General features: G+C 63.6%; 21 protein-coding genes. 11 read left to right on the forward strand and 10 right to left on the reverse strand.

From position 1 onward, the window contains the following. The first annotated feature begins 378 nt into the window (after window positions 1-378). From Q8L50_RS10085 to Q8L50_RS10120, 8 genes are all read left to right on the forward strand, one after another. Window positions 379-1,065, forward strand: coding sequence for a helix-turn-helix transcriptional regulator (locus Q8L50_RS10085; RefSeq protein ID WP_305348538.1), 687 nt, complete (start codon window positions 379-381; stop codon window positions 1,063-1,065). Between the two features lie 138 nt (window positions 1,066-1,203). Continuing rightward, window positions 1,204-2,787 carry an ABC transporter substrate-binding protein gene (locus Q8L50_RS10090; protein WP_305348539.1) on the forward strand — a complete coding sequence of 528 codons (1,584 nt, stop codon included), beginning with the start codon at window positions 1,204-1,206 and terminating at the stop codon, window positions 2,785-2,787. Window positions 2,788-2,975: 188 nt separating this feature from the next. Then, on the forward strand, window positions 2,976-3,929 hold the full coding sequence (locus Q8L50_RS10095; RefSeq protein ID WP_305348540.1) for an ABC transporter permease: 954 nt from the start codon (window positions 2,976-2,978) through the stop codon (window positions 3,927-3,929). Continuing rightward, window positions 3,929-4,816, forward strand: coding sequence for an ABC transporter permease (locus Q8L50_RS10100; RefSeq protein ID WP_305348541.1), 888 nt, complete (start codon window positions 3,929-3,931; stop codon window positions 4,814-4,816). Before Q8L50_RS10095 ends, Q8L50_RS10100 begins: the two co-directional genes overlap by 1 nt. Continuing rightward, a complete protein-coding gene (locus Q8L50_RS10105; protein WP_305348542.1) occupies window positions 4,813-6,459 on the forward strand; it encodes an ABC transporter ATP-binding protein in 1,647 nt (548 codons plus the stop codon). Before Q8L50_RS10100 ends, Q8L50_RS10105 begins: the two co-directional genes overlap by 4 nt. 38 nt (window positions 6,460-6,497) lie before the next feature. Next, window positions 6,498-8,057, forward strand: coding sequence for a M81 family metallopeptidase (locus tag Q8L50_RS10110; protein ID WP_305348543.1), 1,560 nt, complete (start codon window positions 6,498-6,500; stop codon window positions 8,055-8,057). Window positions 8,058-8,069: 12 nt separating this feature from the next. Continuing rightward, a complete protein-coding gene (locus tag Q8L50_RS10115; protein WP_305348544.1) occupies window positions 8,070-9,515 on the forward strand; it encodes an amidase in 1,446 nt (481 codons plus the stop codon). A 68-nt stretch (window positions 9,516-9,583) separates the two neighbouring features. Further along, on the forward strand, window positions 9,584-10,357 hold the full coding sequence (locus Q8L50_RS10120) for a type III pantothenate kinase (protein ID WP_305348545.1): 774 nt from the start codon (window positions 9,584-9,586) through the stop codon (window positions 10,355-10,357). Here Q8L50_RS10120 and Q8L50_RS10125 read toward each other — a convergent pair. Beyond that, entirely contained in the window at window positions 10,354-10,710 is a 357-nt protein-coding gene (locus Q8L50_RS10125) for a hypothetical protein (RefSeq protein WP_305348546.1), read from the reverse strand. The two genes, Q8L50_RS10120 and Q8L50_RS10125, sit on opposite strands and share 4 nt — an antisense overlap. 172 nt (window positions 10,711-10,882) lie before the next feature. Between Q8L50_RS10125 and Q8L50_RS10130 the strand changes: the two genes are divergently transcribed. From Q8L50_RS10130 to Q8L50_RS10140, 3 genes are read left to right on the forward strand one after another with little or no spacing between them, the layout of a single operon-like run. Next, window positions 10,883-11,185, forward strand: a complete 303-nt coding sequence (locus Q8L50_RS10130; RefSeq protein WP_305348547.1) for a YqjD family protein — start codon at window positions 10,883-10,885, stop codon at window positions 11,183-11,185. An 8-nt stretch (window positions 11,186-11,193) separates the two neighbouring features. After that, window positions 11,194-11,619 carry a phage holin family protein gene (locus Q8L50_RS10135; protein WP_305348548.1) on the forward strand — a complete coding sequence of 142 codons (426 nt, stop codon included), beginning with the start codon at window positions 11,194-11,196 and terminating at the stop codon, window positions 11,617-11,619. Beyond that, window positions 11,612-11,980 (forward strand): hypothetical protein, encoded by a 369-nt coding sequence (locus Q8L50_RS10140; protein WP_305348549.1) that lies wholly within the window; start codon window positions 11,612-11,614, stop codon window positions 11,978-11,980. Before Q8L50_RS10135 ends, Q8L50_RS10140 begins: the two co-directional genes overlap by 8 nt. A gap of 117 nt (window positions 11,981-12,097) precedes the next feature. On the opposite strand, the gene panC is transcribed toward Q8L50_RS10140, so the two are convergent. The 9 genes from panC to thiC all read right to left on the reverse strand — a co-directional run bounded on the left by panC (window position 12,098) and on the right by thiC (window position 20,527). Beyond that, complete coding sequence (gene panC, locus Q8L50_RS10145) at window positions 12,098-12,940, reverse strand: pantoate--beta-alanine ligase (protein ID WP_305348550.1); 843 nt, start codon at window positions 12,938-12,940, stop codon at window positions 12,098-12,100. A gap of 61 nt (window positions 12,941-13,001) precedes the next feature. Continuing rightward, complete coding sequence (panB, locus tag Q8L50_RS10150) at window positions 13,002-13,877, reverse strand: 3-methyl-2-oxobutanoate hydroxymethyltransferase (RefSeq protein ID WP_305348551.1); 876 nt, start codon at window positions 13,875-13,877, stop codon at window positions 13,002-13,004. After that, entirely contained in the window at window positions 13,874-14,890 is a 1,017-nt protein-coding gene (gene bioB, locus Q8L50_RS10155) for a biotin synthase BioB (protein ID WP_305348552.1), read from the reverse strand. Before bioB ends, panB begins: the two co-directional genes overlap by 4 nt. Before the next feature lie 63 nt (window positions 14,891-14,953). Next, complete coding sequence (gene panD, locus Q8L50_RS10160) at window positions 14,954-15,334, reverse strand: aspartate 1-decarboxylase (RefSeq protein WP_305348553.1); 381 nt, start codon at window positions 15,332-15,334, stop codon at window positions 14,954-14,956. 15 nt (window positions 15,335-15,349) lie between these two features. Continuing rightward, window positions 15,350-16,540 (reverse strand): thiamine phosphate synthase, encoded by a 1,191-nt coding sequence (locus tag Q8L50_RS10165; RefSeq protein WP_305348554.1) that lies wholly within the window; start codon window positions 16,538-16,540, stop codon window positions 15,350-15,352. Further along, the gene (locus tag Q8L50_RS10170) at window positions 16,537-17,319 is read right to left on the reverse strand and encodes a thiazole synthase (RefSeq protein ID WP_305348555.1); all 783 of its coding nucleotides are present in this window, start codon (window positions 17,317-17,319) and stop codon (window positions 16,537-16,539) included. The genes Q8L50_RS10165 and Q8L50_RS10170 overlap by 4 nt, the downstream gene beginning before the upstream one ends. 7 nt (window positions 17,320-17,326) lie before the next feature. Beyond that, entirely contained in the window at window positions 17,327-17,536 is a 210-nt protein-coding gene (thiS, locus tag Q8L50_RS10175; protein ID WP_305348556.1) for a sulfur carrier protein ThiS, read from the reverse strand. Further along, a complete protein-coding gene (gene thiO, locus Q8L50_RS10180) occupies window positions 17,533-18,597 on the reverse strand; it encodes a glycine oxidase ThiO (protein WP_305348557.1) in 1,065 nt (354 codons plus the stop codon). The genes thiS and thiO overlap by 4 nt, the downstream gene beginning before the upstream one ends. Before the next feature lie 28 nt (window positions 18,598-18,625). After that, the gene (gene thiC / locus Q8L50_RS10185) at window positions 18,626-20,527 is read right to left on the reverse strand and encodes a phosphomethylpyrimidine synthase ThiC (RefSeq protein ID WP_305348558.1); all 1,902 of its coding nucleotides are present in this window, start codon (window positions 20,525-20,527) and stop codon (window positions 18,626-18,628) included. Between the last annotated feature and the right edge of the window lie 9 nt (window positions 20,528-20,536).

Here is a 20,536-nt window from a genome sequence, read left to right on the forward strand (position 1 = left end):
GATGTGTTGTGGGGTCCGAAGAATGGATGGTCGGTCAATTGTCTTTGTTTTTGCCCGAATGCGGCTGATTCATATACCTGTCAATTTTCGCGTCGTGCATGCAGAGTCAGGGAGGGGCACATCCGGGGCTTGCGTTGGTTTTCGGTCTCTCGACCCTCGCCTGGGCGAGCGAGGGTGCGGCAATCGGCTTGACGGGTGCAAAATGCAAGCCTGTTTGCCAGCAGCAACGGTTCCCCACGGGACTTCACGATGCGGGGATGCTGCATCCCGGTGGGAGACCGCGCCTGATTGCTCGCTGTGTCCGGCATTTTCGAAAGTCATGAATAAATTCTTGAACAAATCGCAAAAGATTGTTACCCGGTCAGCGGGCAGTCGACCATGAGGTCTCCTGTCAACTTTGACAGTGTTGCACTCGACAGCATGCTGGGCGACTGGATTTCAGCCCTTCAGGAGTTTTCAGTGGAGGCAGTGGTGGTGCTGGGCCCTGAACCGTTTGGAGACCGTTCCGAGCGCATCGTGGCGGCGGTCCATCCGCCCCGCTTGCTGGAAGCGGCGGTGGCGTTGGCCCAGAGCGGGGATTTTGGTGCACCGTGGCGCGAGTCGGATGCGCCGCTGGTGGCCTGGCAGCATATTGCCAAGTCGGGGCATGGCGCGACCGGCATCCAGGCCGACGGCAGCCGATGGCGTGTGCTCTGGATGGCTCATGGCTTTCAGAGTGTGGTCCGGGTGGAGTTTCCCTTGCCCTCGGGCCGCGCTTTTGAATGTTTCATGTTCAGCCCGCGCCAGTTTCACGACCGCGCAGAAGCTGCCGCGCTGGTCTGGTCAGCACTCAATATCTGGCCCTTGTTCAAGAGGACCATGGCCGAAGCCGCTACTCCCCTGAGCCCGCGCGAACGCGAGTGCCTGTTGCTCGCATTTGAAGGGCTGACCGCGCGCCAGACTTCGGAGCGTTTGCAGTGTGCAGAACGTACCGTGAACTATCACCTGGCCAATGCCATGGCCAAACTCAGGGTGGACAACAAGATGTCGGCAATTCAGCGTGCCTGCTGGATGGGGGTCATCTGAGAAAAGCTGCGAATCGTCCGCCAGTTTTCTGCTGCATTTGGGGTGGCTTGAATATTGCGTCGTAACTGTGGTTACATTACAAAGCAGTTGTCTGGTTTCTGCCTGCCTTCATAACTCTTGTGTCAAGGAAATTTAGTCATGAAAAATCGCTCTCTTTCTGTGCTGACCGGCGCGCTTGTACTCGTTTTGGGGCTGGCGCTGCCGCACGCGGTCCTGGCCCAGGGCAAGACGCTCAAGGTGGTTCCGCATGCCAATATCACCATCCTGGATCCGGTCTGGACCACCGCGTTTGTGACGCGCAACCACGGCTACATGATTTACGACACGCTGTTTGGCACAGATCTGGACGGCAAGGTCAAGCCGCAGATGGTCGACACCTTCACCGCGTCCAAAGACAACAAGGTCTGGACCTTCACGCTGCGTGACGGGCTGGAGTTTCACGACGGAAAAGCTGTGACCAGCGAGGACGTGGTGGCTTCGCTCAAGCGCTGGGCCAGCCGGGACAGCTTCGGCGGCGTCATGGCCAAAAGCCTGGACAGCTACGAAACGCCCAATGCGAAGACCTTTGTTCTCAAATTCAAGCAACCCTTTGGTGTGATGCTCGAGGCGCTGGGCAAGCCTTCGTCGAACGTGCCCTTTATCATGCCGGCCCGCATTGCGGCTACTCCCGGTAGCGAACAGATCAAGGAAAACATCGGCTCGGGTCCGTACAAGTTCGTGGCTGCCGAGTACAAGCCGGGTGAAAAACTGGTTTACGTCAAAAATGACAAATACAAACCCCGCAGTGAAGTACCCAACGGCACCACTGGCGGAAAAAATGTGTACCTGGACCGGGTCGAGTGGATCATCATCCGCGACCCCCAAACCCAGTTCAATGCGCTGATTGCCGGCGAGGTGGACATCATCGAGCAGCCGGCTTTTGAGCAGTACGCCTCGCTGAAAGCGGCCAAGGACGTGCAGATAGTCGATGCCCAGCCCGCTGGCCTGCAGTACATCTTCCGCTTCAACCACCTGCACGCCCCTTTTGACAATGTGAAGATCCGGCAGGCCGCCATGGTGGCCATGGGCCAGGAAGCATTTCTGAAAACGCAGGTCGGCGCGCCCGGCATGTACAAGTACTGCAAGAGCATTTTTCCCTGCGGAACGCCTTACGCCAGCGACAACACCGGTATTTACACCGGCATGGCCAATCCGGCCAAGGCCAAACAGATGCTGGCCGATGCAGGTTACAAGGGTGAGCCGATTGTGCTGATGCGGCCGACCGACCTGGCATCGATTGCCAAGCTGCCGCTGGTGGCCAAGCAGCAGCTCGAAGCCGGCGGCTTCAAAGTGGATATGCAGCAGTCCGACTGGGCCACACTGCTGGCCCGCCGCGCTAAAAAGGATGCACCGGACAAAGGCGGATGGAACGCCTTCATGACGGCCTGGACCGCAGGCGACATCCAGAATCCGCTGACCATGGCCATGCTCAATGCCACCGGCGACAAGGGCTGGTTTGGCTGGCAGGACGACAAGGTCATTGAAGAGCTCAAGGTCAAGTTTGCCCAGGCCAGTACCGAGGCCGAGAAGAAAAAACTTGCCGAACAACTGCAGTTGCGTGCGATTGAAACGGCGTCGCATGTGCATCTGGGGCAGTACAACAACCCGGCGGCGTTGCGCAGCAACATATCCGGCCTGGTGCCCGGCGGTGCGCAGGTGTACTGGAACATCAAAAAGAACTAGTGAGAACTGGTGCCCCCACACTTGTCGCTCGAAACCGATCGCCCTGAGCCTGTCGAAGGGTGTCCCCCAGCGGGGCGCTGCGCCTGCGGCCCGGCAAAGCCGGTTCCGCGGCCCCTGCTGGTGGGTAGAGGTGTTTTCGCGTTTCGCTTGAAACCGGCGCGGCCAGGTCCGTCGCCCGAAATATTTGCATGTTGAGATTCCTGTTGCAACGCCTGCTGGCCACCATTCCGGTGCTGCTGGTGGTGGCCGTGGTGGTGTTTCTGATCCTGCGCTTGACTCCAGGCGATCCGGCGGCCGTGATTGCCGGTAACAACTCGACCAACGAAGACATCGAAAAAATCCGTGAAACGCTGGGCCTGAGCAAACCGCTGCTGGTCCAGTTCTGGATCTGGTTCAGTGGCGTGTTGCAGGGGGATCTGGGCTATTCGTTTTACCTCAACAAACCGGTGACCGAACTGATCACCCAGCGGCTGGAGCCCACCCTGAGCCTGGCGGTTGGCACCTTGCTGCTGGCCGTGCTGGTGGCGGTGCCGCTGGGAACCATTGCGGCCTGGCGCATGGGCGGCTGGCTGGACCGGCTGCTGTCGGGCTTTTCGGTGGCCGGTTTTTCGATTCCCGTATTTGTCACTGGCTACCTGCTGATCTACGTTTTTGCGGTGCAGCTTGACTGGTTTCCGGTGCAGGGCTACCGGCGCTTGCTGGGCGCTGACGGGCAGGGTGTTTGGGCTTGGGCGCGTCAACTGGTCTTGCCCTGGATCACGCTGGCCATGATTTATGTGGCACTGATCGCCCGTGTGACGCGTGCCAGCGTGTCCGAGGCGCTGACCGAAGACTACATTCGCACCGCCCGCGCCAAGGGCCTGGGCGAGTCGGCGGTGCTCATGCGCCACGCGCTGGCCAATGCGGCAGTACCCATCGTGACGGTGATTGGCATTGGTATCGCGCTGCTGATTGGTGGTGTGGTCGTGACCGAGACGGTGTATTCGATTCCAGGCCTCGGTTCGCTCACGGTAGATGCCGTGCTGAACCGCGACTTTCCGGTGATTCAGGGGTTGGTGCTGTTTTTCAGCCTGCTGTACGTGGGGGTGAATCTGCTGGTGGATGTGAGTTACCTGTTCCTGGACCCCAGGATCCGTTACTGATGCCTGTCTGGCAACTGATCTCACAACGGCTCTGGCGCAACAGTGCTTTCCGCTTTGGCGTGCTCGTGCTCGGCGTGCTGCTGCTGCTGGCTGCGCTGGCGCCGATGCTCGGCACGGTGGATCCGGCCGCCATGGACTCGGCCAACATCAATACCGCTTCTGGCGTGCGCGGGCAGTTTACGCAACTGGATGGCAGTGTGGTCGCCCACACTTTCTGGATGGGAGCCGACAACTTTGGTCGTGATATTTTCAGCCGGGTGTTGTATGGCACGCGTACCTCCTTGCTGGTGGCCGCTTTCACCGCGGCGGTGGCGATCAGTGTCGGCGCCTTGCTTGGCATGTTGGCAGGTTACTTTCGCATTGTCGATGCGGTGCTGATGCGTTTCATGGATGGGTTGATGGCCATTCCGGCCATCCTGCTGGCGATTGCGCTGGTCGCAGCCCTGGGCGCGCAACTCTGGACGGTGGTGGTGGCCATTGCCATCCCGGAGATTCCACGTGTCACACGACTGGTACGGGCCATGGTGCTGACTCTGCGCGAGGAACCGTTTGTGGAGGCTGCACGCGCACTGGCCACACCCACGCCGGTGATTTTGTGGCGGCACATCTTGCCCAACGCGATGGCGCCGCTCATTGTGCAGGGCACCTTTGTCGCCGCGTCGGCCGTGTTGACCGAAGCCATCCTGAGTTTCCTCGGACTGGGCTTGCCTGCCGATATCCCCACCTGGGGCAACATCATGGCCGAGGGCAGGGTGCAGTTCACCCAGTACCCGGGCAACGTGCTGTTCCCGGCGCTGTTTCTGGTGCCGACGGTGCTGGCCATCAATCTGCTCGGTGACGGCTTGCGTGATGTGCTGGACCCGAAATTTTCCAGGCGCAGCGCATGACCGACAAGCTTGCGTCGGTGCTGCAGATCGACAATTTGCATGTGGCCCTGCCGCCGGGCAGCGACCGGGCCTATGCGGTCGAAGACGTCAGCCTGCGCATTTACCCCGGCCAAACCCTGTGTGTGGTGGGTGAGTCCGGTTCCGGCAAATCGGTGATGGCAACCGCCGTGATGGGTTTGCTGGCGCGTGAGCTGCAGGCCGGTCCGGGTGGCATTGTGCTGCAGGGCGAATCCTTGCTGGACGCTTCGCCGCAGCGCCTGCGCGCGTTGCGCGGTCAGGCCATGGGCATGGTGTTCCAGGAGCCGATGACGGCGCTGAACCCGGTGATGAGCTGCGGTGACCAGATCGACGAGCTGCTCAGGCAGCACACCGACTGGGGCGCCAGCCGGCGCAACGAGGCCGTGCTGGACATCCTGCAACGCGTCAAGCTGCCAGAGCCCGAACGCATGCGGCGCAGCTACCCGCATCAGCTCTCGGGCGGGCAGCGCCAGCGCATCGTGATTGCCATGGCCGTCATCCTGCAACCGGCCTTGCTGATCTGCGACGAACCGACCACGGCGCTGGATGTCACCACACAAAAGGAAATACTCAGGCTGATCGAAGAGCTGCAGGCCGACCTCTCCGGCGGTCACCGCTGTGCGGTGTTATTTATCACCCACGACATGGGTGTGGTGGCCGAAATTGCCGACGAGGTGCTGGTCATGCACCAAGGCAAGGCGGTTGAATATGGCACGCGGGACGCCGTCTTGAGAACGCCGCAGGCCGATTACACCAAAATGCTTCTCGCGGCCGTGCCCAGCATGACGCCGCCGCCGGCACGGCCTGCGCCTCAGGGCGCGCCCCTGCTGCGTGGCCAGGACGTCAGCAAGACTTACAGTGCCCGCGACTGGCTGGGCCGCAGCCGACTCACACACGCCCTGCAAGCGGTGTCGGTGGCTGTGTCTGCCGGCGAAACCGTGGGCATTGTCGGAGAGTCCGGATCGGGTAAATCGACACTGGCCCGTTGCCTGATCCGCCTGATTGATCCGACGGGCGGCCAGGTGTTGTGGAGCCAGCCCGGGCAGGGCCCTGACAGCGCCCTGATCGACGTGGCCGGTTTCAGCGAAGGCCAGCTGCGGCCCTTGCGCAGCCAGGTGCAGGTTGTCTTTCAGGACCCGAACCGATCGCTCAATCCGCGTCGCAAGGTCGGTGATTCGATTGTTGAAGGCGCTATTAATTTCGGAGCTACTCGCGCAGAAGCCCTGGCGCTCGCAGTCAGTTTGATGGAGAAGGTCCGGTTGCCGGTCGAAGGGCTGCAGCGTTACCCCAGCCAGTTCTCCGGCGGGCAGCGCCAGCGTATCGCAATTGCCCGGGCGCTGGCCTGCCGGCCGCGCGTGCTGGTGGCCGACGAAGCCGTCAGCGCGCTCGATGTGAGTGTGCAGGCGCAGATCCTGGGCCTGCTGCGCGAGATCCAGGCCGAGCTCGGCTTGGGCCTGATCTTCATCACCCACGACCTGCGCGTGGCTGCCCAGCTTTGCGACCGCGTGCTGGTCATGCACCAGGGCCGTGTGGTGGAAGAAGCCGCAACCGTGCGGCTGTACGCCCATCAGCAGCACGACTACACGCGCAAACTTTTTGCCGCTGCTCCGGCAGAAATTGGCTGAGCCTTCGCACCGGTACCTGCTGAAATAGAACGCCTGCCATGAATATCCTGATCGCTGGTTACCAGCACGAAACCAACACCTTTGCACCTTCATTGGCAGACTGGCCGGCGTTTTGCCGTGGCGACTCGTTTCCGGCCTACCAGCGCGGTGCCGCCATGCAGCAGGCCCTGGCGCCGGTCAACCTGCCGATGGGTGGTTTCATTCAGGCGGCGCAGCAACGCGGCTGGAACCTGATCCCATCGCTCTGGGCCGGCGCTATTCCATCGAGTTATGTCACCAGCGAAGCCTTTGAGCGGATTGCCGGCGAAGTTTGCGACGATGTGCGGCAGGCACTGCGGACCGGGCTGGATGCGGTGTACCTTGATTTGCACGGAGCAGCGGTTGCCCAGCAGGTAGACGACAGTGAGGGCGAGCTGATCGCGCGCATTCGCGCGCTGGTGGGCGATGCCATCCCTGTCGTGGCGAGTCTGGACTTGCATGCCAACGTCACGCACCGCATGTTGCAGCTGGCCGATGCGCTGGTGGCCTACCGCACCTACCCGCACATCGACATGGCCGCAACCGGCGCGTTGGCGGCGCAACTGCTGGCGCGGCGCATGGCGCGCGGCAAAAAAGAGCCGCTGCACTTTGTGCGTTTTCCGTATCTGATTCCCCTGAATGCGCAAAGTACCTGGATGCAGCCGGCCGGGCGCATTTACGACGAGTTGGCAGCACTGGACCAGCAGCATGCCGCAGTGCTGAGTTTCTGCATGGGATTTCCGGCAGCCGATTTTGACGAATGTGCGCCCATGGTCTGGGGCTATGGCGAGCAGGCGCGGCAGGCGGTGGACGCGCTCTACGCCAGCGCCTCGCCGCCCGAGCAATGGCGCCCCGTGGTGCTGGATGCGGCCCAGGCGGTGGCGCGCGCGCTTGAGCTGGCGCAGCGGTCCGACCGGCCGGTTGTAATTGCCGACACCCAGGACAACCCAGGCGCGGGTGGCGACAGCAACACCACCGGCCTGCTGCACGAGCTGCTGCGCCAGGGTGTTGGCAAGCGCTTTCCGGGCCAGGTGGCGCTGGGGCTCATGTTTGACCCCGCTGCCGCCCAGCAAGCCAAAATATTCAAACAAAATCAGCCTCCAGCCCATGCCAGTCCTGCGCAAGGAGCTACTGATTTGATAGCAAATTCAGTTCGCCTGTCGCTGGGCAAGGCGGTGCCCACCTTCACCGGGCAGCTCAGCGATCCGGCGCTGGAGGCCGATTTCATCGTGCGTGCCGTCAGCGACGGTGTTTGCACCCTGACCGGGCCGATGATGACCGGCCTGCGGGTGCAGCTTGGCACCTCGGTTTGTCTGGAGACGGAAGGGGTCTTGATCGCGGTGACCAGCGGCAAAAAGCAAATGCTGGACCGTGAGCTGTTCCGCATGGTGGGCATAAATCCTGAGGCCATGAAGATCATCGTCGTCAAAAGCTCCAACCACTTCCGCGCCGATTTCACACCGTTGGTGGCCACGCCTGCCACCGATGTGATTGTGGCCAAAGCCGCCGGCCCGATGGCTGCAGACCCTGCCGATCTGACCTGGAAAAATTTACCTGCGTCTACCCGGCGCAAGCCCTGACAGGAGTTACTGATGAGCAAGCCCGCATCTTCTACCGACCTCGCTGACTGCACCGCCACCGAACTGCTGCGGCTTTATCAGGACGGGAAGGCTTCGCCGGTCGAGGCCACACGTGCCGTGCTGGCGCGTATCGACGCGCTCAACCCGCAGATCAATGCTTTCTGTCTGGTCGCGCACGAGTCCGCCATGCAGAGCGCCCAGGACAGCGAGGCGCGCTGGCAGCTTTTCCGGCGGGGCGGCGCACCCTGCGGTGAGCTTGATGGTGTGCCGGTGTCGATCAAGGACCTGATCCTCACGCGTGGCATGCCCACCCTGCGCGGCAGCCATACCGTGGATGCCGACCAGCCCTGGGACGTGGATGCGCCTGTCACTGCGCGGCTGCGTGAAGCCGGTGCGGTCCTTCTCGGAAAAACCAATACGCCCGAGTTCGGCTGCAAGGGCGAAACCAATTCACCCCGTACCGGCATCACACGCAACCCCTGGGACCTGAGTAAAACCCCGGGCGGGTCTTCCGGCGGCGCAGCAGCGGCGGTAGCTGCTGGCTTGGGGCCGCTGGCCATAGGTACCGATGGCGCCGGGTCGGTGCGTATCCCGGCGGCGTTTTGCGGTAACTTTGGCCTCAAGCCCAGCTTTGGCCGCGTGCCGGCTTACCCGCTGTCGCCGTTTGGCTCGGTCGCCCATCTGGGCCCGCACAGCCGCTGCGTGCGGGATGCCGCGCTGTTGATGAATGTGATAAAAAAGCCCGACGCGCGGGACTGGACCTCGCTACCGCCGGACAGCAGCGACTACCTGCAGGGTCTGGAGGATGGCATTCGCGGCCTGCGCATTGCCTGGTCGCCGACACTGGGTTATGCGCAGCAGGTCGATGCCGAAGTCGCCAGCTCTGTGGCCCGGGCGGTAGCGCTGCTGGCGGAACTCGGTGCCCATGTCGAGCAGGTCGATCCCGGCATCGAAGACCCGCTGGACATCACGACCGGCCTGTGGTTTGCCGGTGCCTGGACGGTCTGGAACACCTTGACGCCGGCGCAGCAGGCTCTGACCGATCCAGACTTCCGGGCTGAGGCGCTGCTGGGTGAAAAGATCAGCCTGCTCGATATCCAGCGCCTGCATCTCAGGCGCGGTGCGCTGGGCAGCCACATGCGCCAGTTCATGCAGGGTTTTGACCTGATGGTGACACCTAGCGTGGCGATACCGGCCTTCGAGGCCAGGCCGGCCGGGCATACCCCCATGAGCGAGGCCGCGATGCTGGGCTGGACACCGTTTTCCTACCCCTTCAACCTGACCCAGCAGCCCGCCAGCACCGTGCCCTGCGGGCTGACGACCGCCGGACTGCCAATAGGCCTGCAGTTTGTCGGGCCCATGTTTGGCGATGCGCTGGTGCTGCGCGCTTCGCGCGCTTACGAAGCGGCGCGTTCTGTGGCTGTTGATTTCAGGACACCGGTGGTCCCTGCACCTTGAGCGCTTACTGGAAAACCTCTAGGCCGCAGGTCCGGGGCGGCGCTATAAGCTGTTCATAATCGGGCTGCATGACATTTCTAGCACTTGATGTGGGCAACACGCGCCTGAAGTGGGCCCAGTACGCGGCTCCCGTGGCAGGCGCGCCGGTATTGGCCCAAGGCGCGGTGTTTCTTGAGAACATCGACAAGCTGGCCGACGAAGAATGGCGCAACCTGCCCGCACCATCGCGCATCCTCGGTTGTATCGTGGCCGGTGACGCGGTCAAACGCCGTGTCGAGGAGCAGATGGAGCTCTGGGAGGTAGCGCCCCGGTGGGTGGTCTCCAGCGCCCTGGAAGCCGGTGTGAGCAATGGTTATGACCATCCGGCACGGCTGGGCGCCGACCGCTGGGTGGCGATGATAGGCGCGCGGCACCGCCTGCTGGCGCGCGGCGCACAAAAACCCTGCGTGGTGGTGATGGTGGGCACCGCTGTCACCGTCGAGGCGATTGACGCCTCGGGCAGGTTTCTGGGCGGCATCATCCTGCCGGGCCACGGCATCATGCTGCGTGCACTCGAGTCCGGCACCGCAGGCCTGCATGTGCCGACGGGCGAGGTCAGGGACTTTCCCACCAACACCAGCGACGCACTCACCAGTGGCGGCACCTTTGCGATTGCGGGTGCCGTGCAGCGCATGGTGGAAAACACCACGCGGCACTGCGGCGAAAAGCCGGAATGCATCATGACCGGCGGCGCTGGCTGGAAGATGGCGCCCAGCATGTCCGTCGAAGTCGAACTGGTAGAGGGCCTGATCTTCGACGGCCTGCTGGAGATCGCTGCGCGGCGGTTTCCCCTGAAGTCCTAACTGCGCTGTTGTAGTTTTTCAATGCGTTCGCTGGTGCGCGACAGCAGGTACCACCACTCGCCGTCATCGTCGCGGTAGGTGCGTACCGCACCCGCACGCACCAGGATCTTGCGCAGCTCGTCGTCTTCAAAACCACCCAGGTGCTTTTTCAGCACGTCGAAAGACCGGTCGGTAAAACTCTTGTGACTCAGGAAATGGCGAGCGGTTTCTTCGGCCATGAACTCGGTTTTGTACTGCTGCTGCAGCGCCTGGATCTGGTGCTTGAACTGCTGCCGGTTCACGGCAAAGGTCACCAGCCCGCCCACCAGGGTGCCGAGCAGGGTGAACATGGGGGTCAGGACTTGGGCTTCCATGGCGGTTTCTCTTTATCGGGTCGGTGGGCCGGAGGACTGCGCATTATTGCGGTGAATCAAGGGACAGGCGAATTTTTTCCCGCTTGTGGCCTGCGGCTTTTCCGCTTGGCATAAACTGGAACCGGGTTTGCGTCGCGCCCGATTTTTTACCACCCGCACCTGGGAGCATGCCATGGAAAACACCAGCAAAGACAAACTGATCACCGACATGAAAGTGGTCCTCGCCGACGTGGAAGACCTGCTCAGGGCGGCAAGCACCGCCACCGGCGAAACCGCCGCTGCGCTGCGCGAGAAAGCGGCAGCCAGGCTCAAGCTGGCCGGCGAAAAACTGACCGGCCTGCAGGAAGCCGCCTTGCTCAAGGGCAAGGAGGCGGCCAAGGTGACGGACGCGTATGTACACGCGCATCCCTGGAAAGCAGTAGGGATTGCCGCTGCCGCCGGTGTCCTGATCGGCTTGTTGCTGAACCGCCGCTAAGTCGCGCCATGGCGGAAAACACCGGCCAGCCGCCGCGCCTGTTCGCGTCGCTGCGCCAGCTGGCCCGGACTGCGCTGGCCATGGCGCACACACGCCTGGCTTTGGCCGGTGTCGAGCTCGAAGAGGAGTTGCAGCGGCTGATCGGCCTGTTGCTGAACCTGCTGGGCCTGCTGGTGTTCGGTCTGGCCGGCATCCTGATCTTCACCCTCATGCTGGTGCTGGCCGCCGATGTATCGCAGCGTGTGGCCGTGCTGGCCTTTTTTGCGGCGCTGTACCTGGGCCTGGGCGGCTGGTTCTGGTGGCGCATACGCCGCGTGCTGGCAACACGCCCGCCCTTTCTGCAGGCAACACTTGCCGAAATGGCGCAGGACCGCGACACGCTGCAGGCCGCATCGGCAAGCAGCGCGCAGCAAGTCAAGGACGGCCATGAATGATGCTGCCGGTCAACGCGCGCTGAGAAAACAGCTGCTGCTGATGCGTTCGGCCACCGAACGTGCCGAACTGGCGCAGGCGGCGCTCGCTGCGCGGCAGTCGCTGGCGGCCTTCAAAAGTGGTGTCCCGGGTCTGGCCATGGGCAAGGGCTTGCCGCTGGCCCGGGGGCTGATGCAGCGGGCGCCCCTGATCAGCTCCTTGCTGCCGCTGCTACTGGCCGGCGCGCGCCGGCCCCTGCTGCGTAAAGCCTTGCTGGGCGCCGGCTCGGCGCTGCTGCTGTGGACGGCTTACCAGTGGCTGGCCGGTCAGCGCGGGCCGGATGGGGAGCTTGCGGAAGACCGCCATCCACCGGCTGCCGATTGATTCTTTGCTACCAGGGCGGGTGGGCCAACCTGCGCCGACAGGCAGGTTGCTCCTGAAAAGATAGCTGCTTCCGCCCGTCCCTATTGGGCTGGAGGCATTTTATCTTTGAATCCAAAATTAAATCTCGAGGTTGTCGATCAGCCGTGTTGGACCCAGCCTGGCGGCACCCAGCACCACCAACGATGTATCGGCGTTTTCCGGTGGCAGCAGGTCGGCGCGGCGGCGCACGGTCAGGTAGTCGGGTTTCCAGCCGCGTGCGGCCAGCGCCTGCATCGCGGCAGCTTCCAGGGCCTCCCGTTGGGGCAGACCTTGCGCCTGGACGGCCTGGCCCAGGGCCTTGAGCGCCATCGACAAATGAACCGCTTCGCTGCGTTCTTGCGCGGACAAGTAGCCGTTGCGCGAAGACAGGGCCAGGCCGTCGGCGGCACGCAGCGTTTCGCCGGGCACGATTTCTATCGGCAGCGCGAACTGTCGCACCATGCGGCGCACGATCATCAGCTGCTGGTAGTCCTTCTTGCCGAACATTGCAAGGCCTTCGGGCTTGCCGGCGAATACGCAGGAAAACAGCTTCATCACCACCGTGCTCACGCCGGTGAAAAAGCCGGGCCGGAAGTGGCCTTCGAGGATATCGGCGAGTTCGGCTGGCGGGTGCACCTTGTAAGTCTGCGGTTCGGGGTAAAGATCGGCTTCCCGCGGCGCAAACAGCACATCGCAACCCGCAGCTTGCAGTTTGGCGCAGTCAGCCTCCCAGGTACGCGGGTAACTGTCGAAATCTTCATGCGGCGCGAATTGCAGGCGGTTCACGAAAATGCTGGCCACGGTCACATCGCCGCGGGGCCTGGCCTGGTTGACGAGCGCAATATGGCCATCGTGCAGATTGCCCATGGTGGCCACAAAAGCCGGGCGCCGGTAGGGGGCCAGCTGCGTGCGCAGGTCGGCGATGGTATGGGCAATTTTCATGGCTTGGTTGCAGAAGGGTGCGGTTCAGAGCGGCGGATAATACAGCGGCAGCTGCGCTGCCTCACCAGGCATGCAATGCATCGACCGGGAAGCGGCCTTGCTTGACGGCCTGCACATAGGCCTGCATCGCGCCCTGTACGCTGTGCGCCTCGGCCATGAAGTTGTGCACAAACTTTGGCATCTTGCCGAGGTTCATGCCCAGCATGTCGTGTAACACCAGCACCTGGCCAGCGGTAGCCACACCGGCGCCTATGCCTATGGTCGGGCAGTGCCTGAGTTCCTCGGTGAGCGTGGCCGACAGCGCTGCTGGCACCATTTCGAGCACCAGCATGGAAGCCCCGGCATCTTGCAGCGCGTGGGCCTGGACCATCAGCAAGGCGGCAGCCTCATCGCTTCTCCCCTGTACTCGGTAGCCGCCCAACGCATGCACGGTTTGCGGTGTCAGGCCCAGGTGGGCGCAGACCGGGATACCGCGTGCCACCAGGAATTGCACAGTCTCGGTGGTCCAGCCGCCGCCTTCGAGCTTGACCATGTGGGCGCCCGCCTGCATCAGCACGGCAGCGCTGCGCAGCGCCTGCTCTTTGGACTCGTGGTAGCTGCCAAAGGGCAGGTCAGCGATCAGCCATGCGGTGGCCTGTGCCCGTCGCAGGCCACGCGCCACACACTCGGTGTGATGCCGCATGGCTTCCAGCGTCACGCCGACCGTGCTGCTCAAGCCCTGGCAGACCATGCCCAGCGAGTCGCCGACCAGGATGCATTCGACGCCAGCAGCGTCGGCCACCGCCGCAAAGGTCGCGTCGTAGGCGGTGAGCATGGTGATTTTTTCGCCCTGCGCGTGCATCTCGCGCAGGCGCGGCAGGCTGATGGGTTTGCGCTGCGCTGGCGCTGGGGACGCGGGCAGGGTGCCGTAGGGGCTGCTGGCAGGGGTGGGCGTCATGACAACGCCTCAGGGGCGGCGCGCTTCATGCCCAGCCGCTCCAGCAAGGCCACATCGGCTGCGGTGTCGGGGTTGCCGGTGGTCAGCAGTTTGTCGCCATAAAAGATCGAGTTGGCACCGGCCAGAAAACACAGGGCCTGCACCGCGTCGCCCATTTGCTGGCGACCGGCCGACAGGCGCACTCTCGCCTTCGGCATGGTGATCCGCGTGACCGCGATCGTGCGCACAAATTCAAACGGGTCCAGGTCTTGCTGGCGGGCCAGCGGCGTGCCCTCGACCTTCACCAGGTTGTTGATGGGCACCGACTCGGGGTAGGGCGACAGGTTGGCCAGCTCGGCCACCAGGCCGGCGCGCTGGCGCCGGGTTTCGCCCATGCCCACAATGCCGCCGCAGCAGACCTTGACACCCGCACTGCGCACGCGCGCCAGGGTGTCGAGCCGGTCCTGGTAGTCGCGCGTGGTGATGATGTCGCCGTAAAAATCGGGTGCACTGTCCAGGTTGTGGTTGTAATAGTCCAGACCCGCGCTTTGCAGGGTCTGGGCATGGCCGTCTTCCAGCATGCCAAGGGTGGCGCAGGTTTCCAGGCCCAATGCCTTGACCGTGCGCACCAGCTCGGCAACCTTTTCAATATCGCGGTCTTTCGGTGCGCGCCAGGCGGCGCCCATGCAAAAGCGCGTGGCTCCTGCGTCTTTGGCGCGTTGCGCCGCCAGCCGCACTTCGTCCGGCTCCATCAGCTTGGTGGCTTCCACGCCGGTGTCAAAGCGGGCCGCTTGCGGGCAGTAATTGCAGTCTTCCGGGCAGCCGCCGGTTTTGACCGACAGCAGTGTCGCAAACTCAACCCGTGCAGGGTTGAAATTTGCCCGGTGCACGGTCTGCGCCTGGTGCATCAGTACGGGAAATGGCAAATCGAACAGTGCTTCAATGGCGTCCACGCTCCAGCGGGCCTCGGGGCTGGCCGGGACGGTTTGGCGCGGTCGGTGCAGGGTGACGGGTTGTTCAAAAACGCTGGACATGTCCTGGCTCCTGGAGGTGAGAGTGGTTTGACTCTGGTTTTTTTGCGTGAGAGTGCGACTGGCTCAAACGCCCTGAACCGCAATCGTGGAGCGCTCTTCCTTGATGCGGTTGCTCTCGTCGACAAACACCAGTTTAGGCTGGAAGCTGGCCACCTGGTCGGCCGGCAACTGGCCAAAAGCCGCAATGATGACCAGGTCGCCAACAGCCGCCTGGCGTGCTGCCGAACCGTTGACCGAGATGGTCCCGCTGCCGCGCAGGGCGCGTATCGCGTAGGTCACAAAACGCGCGCCGTTGTTGATGTTCCAGATGTGGATCTGCTCGAACTCGGCAATGCCCGAAGCCTCCAGCAAGTCGTCGTCAATGGCGCAGGAACCCTCGTAGTGCAGTTCGCACTGGGTAACGGTGGCGCGGTGGATTTTTCCGGCTAGCAAGGTACGTTGCATGGTGTCTCGGGGCTGTCAAGGCGTGGGTGAAAGAGTGGGTTTGGGAAACAGGGGTGCCGTGACGGGCGGGCTCGCGCGGCCACGCCGCACGGCTTCCTGTAGTTGCGCGATAGCTGCTTCCGGCGACGCGGCCGCCGTGATGGCACTGATCACGGCCACACCGGCGGCACCGGCGCTCGCCGCCTGTTCGGTTCGCGGTACGTCCATGCCGGCAATGCCGACAACCGGTGTGGGTAGCAGCGCGCACCAGTAAGCCAGGTTGTTATTGCCCTGCGGAATCCAGGGCATGGCTTTGGCCTGGGTGGGGTGTATCGGCCCGCAGGCGATGTAGCTTGGGCGAAGCGCCCAGGCGCGGCAGACCTCCCAGTAAGCATGTGTGCTGATGCCCAGCCGCAGGCCGGCCTGGCGGATGGCGGCGAGATCGGCAATGTGCAGGTCTTCCTGCCCCAGGTGCACGCCGTACGCGCCTTCTTCGATGGCGAGTTGCCAGTGATCGTTGATGAAAAGTTGTGCGCTGGCGGGTGTGGCTGCGGCAATGGCGCGCCGTATCTCTTGCCGTACAAAATTGCCTTGCTCCGGTAACTCTGCATCCTTGATGCGTAGCTGTACGGTGCGTACACCGGCGGCCACCACGCGCTCGACCCAGGCTGCGCTGTCCACCACGGCATACAGACCCAGATCGGGGTCGCTGAGCGCGGCAAAGCCGCTGACCGCTGTGGCTTGAGGCAGACTGAAATGCGGAAGGTTGGCAATGTGCCGTGCGAAATCCGGGCGTGCTTGCAGGCCGCCCTGGCCCAGACAGTCGGTCCTGGCCATGCTGGCCAGGACAACGGCTTCGATGGCGACAAAGCCCCTGGCCAAAGCGTAGTCGGCACTGGCGGCAAATACCGCAGCGCCGCCGGCGGCGTTGCCGCCCGGGCTGCGAAGCCAGCCGCTGGCCTGCACGGTGTGCGCGTAGTCTTCTGCCTCGTCGCCTGTGATCACCACCGCCTGGCAGACCCGGGCCCGCAAGGCGCAGGCGGCCAGCTCCACCGCCTCGCGGGTGCTCAGCGCAGGCACGCCCAGCAGGCTTGCCGCTTCGTCGCGGCTGATACACAGCAGGGCGGATTGGGGCTGGGCACGAGTTGGACCCTTCAACAACTGCTTGATCTCATGGGCCTGTCCCGCCACGGTCCAGACCTTCGCGGTGTGGTGTGGCCCGGTCATAGCACGAAAGGCCGACCAGTGACGGGTGTGGAAGCGACCGCCATGTCTTGTTGCGCCATGATGCCGGCCTCGTAAGCCAGCCGCCCGGCTTCGATGCCGAGTTTGAAGGCGCGCGCCATCTGCACCGGATCGCGCGCATGGGCCACGGCCGAGTTGAGCAGTACGGCGTCGTAGCCGAGTTCCATGGCCTGCACCGCGTCGGCGGGTGAACCGATACCGGCATCGACTATCAGTGGTACCCCTGGCAGGCGTGCGCGCAGGGTGCGCAGTGCGTGCGGGTTGAGCAGGCCCTGGCCCGAGCCAATAGGCGCGCCCCAGGGCATCAGGATGCGGCAACCGGCATCGAGCAGGCGCTGGCAACTGACCAGGTCGTCGGTGCAGTAGGGGAACACTTCAAAGCCATCGCGCACCAGTTCGGTGGCGGCGATGACCAGTTCAAACGGGTCGGGTTGCAGCGTGTGTTCGTCCCCGACCACCTCGAGCTTGATCCAGCTCGTGCCGAACATTTCGCGCGCCATTTTTGACAGCGTGACCGCTTCACGCGCGCTGCGGCAGCCGGCGGTGTTGGGCAGCAGGAGCGCACCGCTGGCCCGAATCATTTTGTAGAAGTCGTTTTGGGTGCTGCCGCCACCCGCGGCCATCTGGCGCTTGAGGCCGACGGTCACGACTTCGGCGCCTGAGGCTGCGATCGCCTCTTGCAAAACCTGAGGTGACGGATAGCTGGCGCTACCCAGGAAAAACCGGCTGCCAAGCTCGACCCCTGCGATCTGAAAAGTCATGGTGCTACTAGCCTCCTGTGATGGCCTGGAAGGTGAAAACCGCATCGCCGTCGGCCAGTGGCGTGGATGCACGCGCATCGCGCGCCACAAACTCGCCATTCACCGCGCTGGCAAACGAGGCCGCCGGCTGTCCGTTGCTGGCCAGTACGTCGGCCAGCGAACTGCCCGCCGGCACTTGCCGGGTCTCGCCATTGAAGGTTACGGTGATCAATGTCATGTCAATTTTTTCAGCGTTTGCTCGACCAGCGCCGGCGCAATCAACCAGCCGTGTCGGAACAGACCATTGATACGCACCAAGCCGGGCTCTTGTTCAACATGCGGCAGATTGTCGGGCAAGGCGGGGCGCAGGTTGGTTTCAGAATGGACAATGCGCGCCTCGGCCAGTTCGGGAATGATGCTGTGCGCCGCAGCCAGCAGCTCCACCATGCTGCGCAGCGAGATCGGCGAACGGTCTTCACTTTCGATCTCGCTGGCGCCGACCACGATGCGGCCGCCTTCGCGCGGCACCAAGTAAACGCGGTGGCGCGGGTGCAGCAGACGCACGGGGCGCTGCAGCACGACGCCGGGCGCATGCAGCCAGATGATTTCGCCGCGTACCCCGCGCACTCCCGGTGTGAAACCGTGGTCCTGCCCGTCGCTTGATGCTTGAGGTCGTGCCCCGGTTCCGCGCACGTCGAATACGCAGTCGAAGGTGTGCAGTCCTTGCTGCGTGTGAATTTCTCCGGCCTGCAGGCGCTGCACCGTGATCCCCCAGTGAAAGCGTGCGCCGGCCGCTGCGGCCGCATGGGCCAGCGCCGCCATGGCCTGCACGCTGTGGATCTGCCCTTCATGCGGCAGGAGCCAGGCGTGGGTTGCACCATGGATCGCGGGATCAAGCTCGCGCAGGTCCGCCGCGTCCAGCGCCTGCGGGGCGTGGCTGCTTGGGGCCTTGTGCAGCAGCAGGTCGACCACGCGGCGCGCTGCGCCCTCGTCGCCCCGGTGCGCGACCAGCAGGCTGCCGCGCTGGCGCAACTCCACGGGCTGGCCCAGCGCGGCCACGATGCCAGGCCACAGCGTCAGCGAACGCAGGCCGAGCGCAAAGACGTTTTCATCGGCCGATTCCAGCTCGGCCGTGGGGCTGAGCATGCCGGCGGCGGTCCAGCCGGCAGCGTACACGCCTGCTGACGGCGCGTGTGGGCCAGGCGCGGGGTCAAAGACCTCGACCTTATGGCCGGCGCGGGTCAGCTCGAAGGCCAGCAGCCGACCTAGCAAACCTGCGCCTGCGATGCCAATGTGCATGGGTGTTTACGCTTCGGTCAGCGTGGGTTCAGATTTTCTGGATGGGGATGTAGATTTCGCTGCCGCCTTCGCGGAACTCGGCCGATTTTGCCTGCATTCCCCGATCCAGCGCCGCGTTTTCCGCGATACCTTGTTGCGCCGCAAACTCGCGCACTTCCTGGCTGATTTTCATGGAGCAGAATTTCGGCCCGCACATGGAGCAGAAATGTGCCACCTTGCTGACTTCCTTGGGCAGGGTTTCGTCGTGAAACTCGCGCGCGGTGTCCGGGTCCAGCGACAGGTTGAACTGGTCGTGCCAGCGAAATTCAAAACGGGCCTTGGACAGGGCCTCGTCGCGCGCCCGCGCTGTCGGGTGTCCCTTGGCCACGTCGGCCGCATGCGCGGCAATCTTGTAGGCGATGATGCCTTGCTTGACATCGTTGCGGTCGGGCAGGCCCAGGTGCTCCTTGGGCGTGACGTAACACAGCATGGCCGTGCCGAACCAGCCAATCATCGCCGCGCCTATGGCGCTGGAGATGTGGTCGTAGCCCGGCGAGATGTCGATGGTCAGCGGTCCCAGCGTGTAAAACGGCGCTTCGTGGCAGTGCTTCAATTGCTCTTCCATATTGGCCTGGATCATGTGCATGGGCACATGGCCAGGGCCTTCGATCATGGTCTGCACGTCGTGTTTCCAGGCGATTTTTGTGAGTTCGCCCAGCGTGCGCAGTTCGGCAAACTGCGCCTCGTCGTTGGCGTCCGCGCCCGAGCCCGGACGCAGGCCATCGCCCAGCGAGAAGCTCACGTCGTAGGCCTTCATGATCTCGCAGATCTCTTCAAAGTGCGTGTATAAAAAGTTCTCTTTGTGGTGCGACATGCACCACTTGGCCAGGATGGAGCCGCCGCGCGAGACGATGCCGGTGCGGCGCTTGGCCGTCATCGGGATGAAGGGCAGGCGCACGCCGGCGTGGATGGTGAAGTAGTCCACACCCTGCTCGGCTTGCTCGATCAGGGTGTCGCGATAAATCTCCCAGCTCAGGTCTTCGGCGACGCCGCCGACTTTTTCGAGTGCCTGGTAAATCGGCACCGTGCCGATGGGCACCGGCGAGTTGCGGATGATCCAGTCACGCGTGGTGTGGATGTTTTTGCCGGTGGACAAATCCATCACGTTGTCAGCGCCCCAGCGGATGGCCCAGACCAGTTTTTCAACTTCCTCCTCGATGCTGGAGGTGACCGCCGAGTTGCCGATGTTGGCGTTGATCTTGACCAGGAAGTTGCGGCCAATGATCATGGGCTCGACTTCGGGGTGGTTGATGTTGGCCGGAATGATGGCCCGGCCACGCGCCACCTCGTCGCGTACAAACTCCGGCGTCACCAACTCGGGCAGTTGCGCGCCCATGGGGTTGCCGCGCAGGCGCCGGTTGCGCTCAGCGTCGCCCAGGTACTCGGCCATCCATTCGCGCTTGCTGTTTTCGCGCAGCGCAATGTATTCCATCTCGGGCGTGATGATGCCGCGGCGCGCGTAGTGCATTTGGCTGACGTTGGCGCCGGCCTTGGCGCGGCGCGGCGTGCGCTGCAGGCTGGCGGCCTGGGCGCGCAGCGCGGCAACGCGCTGGGCTTCCGGGTCCGACGGGTCAGTGCGGTCTTCCCGGCGGGTGCCGTCGTCCACCGCCTGCGCCGTGCGGCCGGCGTAAACCTCGGTGTCTCCGCGCGCTTCAATCCACGGCGTGCGCAGCGCTTCGAGCCCGCGGCGCACATCGATGTCGGCGCCCGGATCGGTGTAGGGGCCAGAGGTGTCGTACAGCGTGGCGGACTCGCCGTTGCTCAGCGCGACCTCGCGCATGGGCACGCGGATGTCGGCGTGGACCTGGCCGGGCACATAGATCTTGCGCGAAGCGGGAAACGGCTCACGGGTCAGCGACAGCAGTTGGGCAAATTTGTCGGGGGCGTTCATCGGGGCATC

Origin of the sequence: Polaromonas sp. (genome assembly GCF_030680935.1) — a bacterium.
Classification (GTDB): domain Bacteria; phylum Pseudomonadota; class Gammaproteobacteria; order Burkholderiales; family Burkholderiaceae_C; genus Polaromonas.

What these genes read in the sequence shown, in the direction of transcription:
- Q8L50_RS10095 (WP_305348540.1), top strand. Translation starts at nt 2,976, where the DNA reads ATGTTGAGATTCCTGTTGCAACGCCTGCTGGCCACCATTCCGGTGCTG.
- panB (WP_305348551.1), bottom strand. Translation starts at nt 13,877, where the DNA reads ATGACGCCCACCCCTGCCAGCAGCCCCTACGGCACCCTGCCCGCGTCC.
- thiS (WP_305348556.1), bottom strand. Translation starts at nt 17,536, where the DNA reads ATGACATTGATCACCGTAACCTTCAATGGCGAGACCCGGCAAGTGCCG.
- panD (WP_305348553.1), bottom strand. Translation starts at nt 15,334, where the DNA reads ATGCAACGTACCTTGCTAGCCGGAAAAATCCACCGCGCCACCGTTACC.
- Q8L50_RS10125 (WP_305348546.1), bottom strand. Translation starts at nt 10,710, where the DNA reads ATGGAAGCCCAAGTCCTGACCCCCATGTTCACCCTGCTCGGCACCCTG.
- Q8L50_RS10115 (WP_305348544.1), top strand. Translation starts at nt 8,070, where the DNA reads ATGAGCAAGCCCGCATCTTCTACCGACCTCGCTGACTGCACCGCCACC.
- Q8L50_RS10120 (WP_305348545.1), top strand. Translation starts at nt 9,584, where the DNA reads ATGACATTTCTAGCACTTGATGTGGGCAACACGCGCCTGAAGTGGGCC.
- Q8L50_RS10140 (WP_305348549.1), top strand. Translation starts at nt 11,612, where the DNA reads ATGAATGATGCTGCCGGTCAACGCGCGCTGAGAAAACAGCTGCTGCTG.
- bioB (WP_305348552.1), bottom strand. Translation starts at nt 14,890, where the DNA reads ATGTCCAGCGTTTTTGAACAACCCGTCACCCTGCACCGACCGCGCCAA.
- Q8L50_RS10165 (WP_305348554.1), bottom strand. Translation starts at nt 16,540, where the DNA reads ATGACCGGGCCACACCACACCGCGAAGGTCTGGACCGTGGCGGGACAG.
- thiO (WP_305348557.1), bottom strand. Translation starts at nt 18,597, where the DNA reads ATGCACATTGGCATCGCAGGCGCAGGTTTGCTAGGTCGGCTGCTGGCC.
- Q8L50_RS10135 (WP_305348548.1), top strand. Translation starts at nt 11,194, where the DNA reads ATGGCGGAAAACACCGGCCAGCCGCCGCGCCTGTTCGCGTCGCTGCGC.
- Q8L50_RS10170 (WP_305348555.1), bottom strand. Translation starts at nt 17,319, where the DNA reads ATGACTTTTCAGATCGCAGGGGTCGAGCTTGGCAGCCGGTTTTTCCTG.
- Q8L50_RS10100 (WP_305348541.1), top strand. Translation starts at nt 3,929, where the DNA reads ATGCCTGTCTGGCAACTGATCTCACAACGGCTCTGGCGCAACAGTGCT.
- Q8L50_RS10090 (WP_305348539.1), top strand. Translation starts at nt 1,204, where the DNA reads ATGAAAAATCGCTCTCTTTCTGTGCTGACCGGCGCGCTTGTACTCGTT.
- Q8L50_RS10130 (WP_305348547.1), top strand. Translation starts at nt 10,883, where the DNA reads ATGGAAAACACCAGCAAAGACAAACTGATCACCGACATGAAAGTGGTC.
- Q8L50_RS10105 (WP_305348542.1), top strand. Translation starts at nt 4,813, where the DNA reads ATGACCGACAAGCTTGCGTCGGTGCTGCAGATCGACAATTTGCATGTG.
- thiC (WP_305348558.1), bottom strand. Translation starts at nt 20,527, where the DNA reads ATGAACGCCCCCGACAAATTTGCCCAACTGCTGTCGCTGACCCGTGAG.
- Q8L50_RS10085 (WP_305348538.1), top strand. Translation starts at nt 379, where the DNA reads ATGAGGTCTCCTGTCAACTTTGACAGTGTTGCACTCGACAGCATGCTG.
- panC (WP_305348550.1), bottom strand. Translation starts at nt 12,940, where the DNA reads ATGAAAATTGCCCATACCATCGCCGACCTGCGCACGCAGCTGGCCCCC.
- Q8L50_RS10110 (WP_305348543.1), top strand. Translation starts at nt 6,498, where the DNA reads ATGAATATCCTGATCGCTGGTTACCAGCACGAAACCAACACCTTTGCA.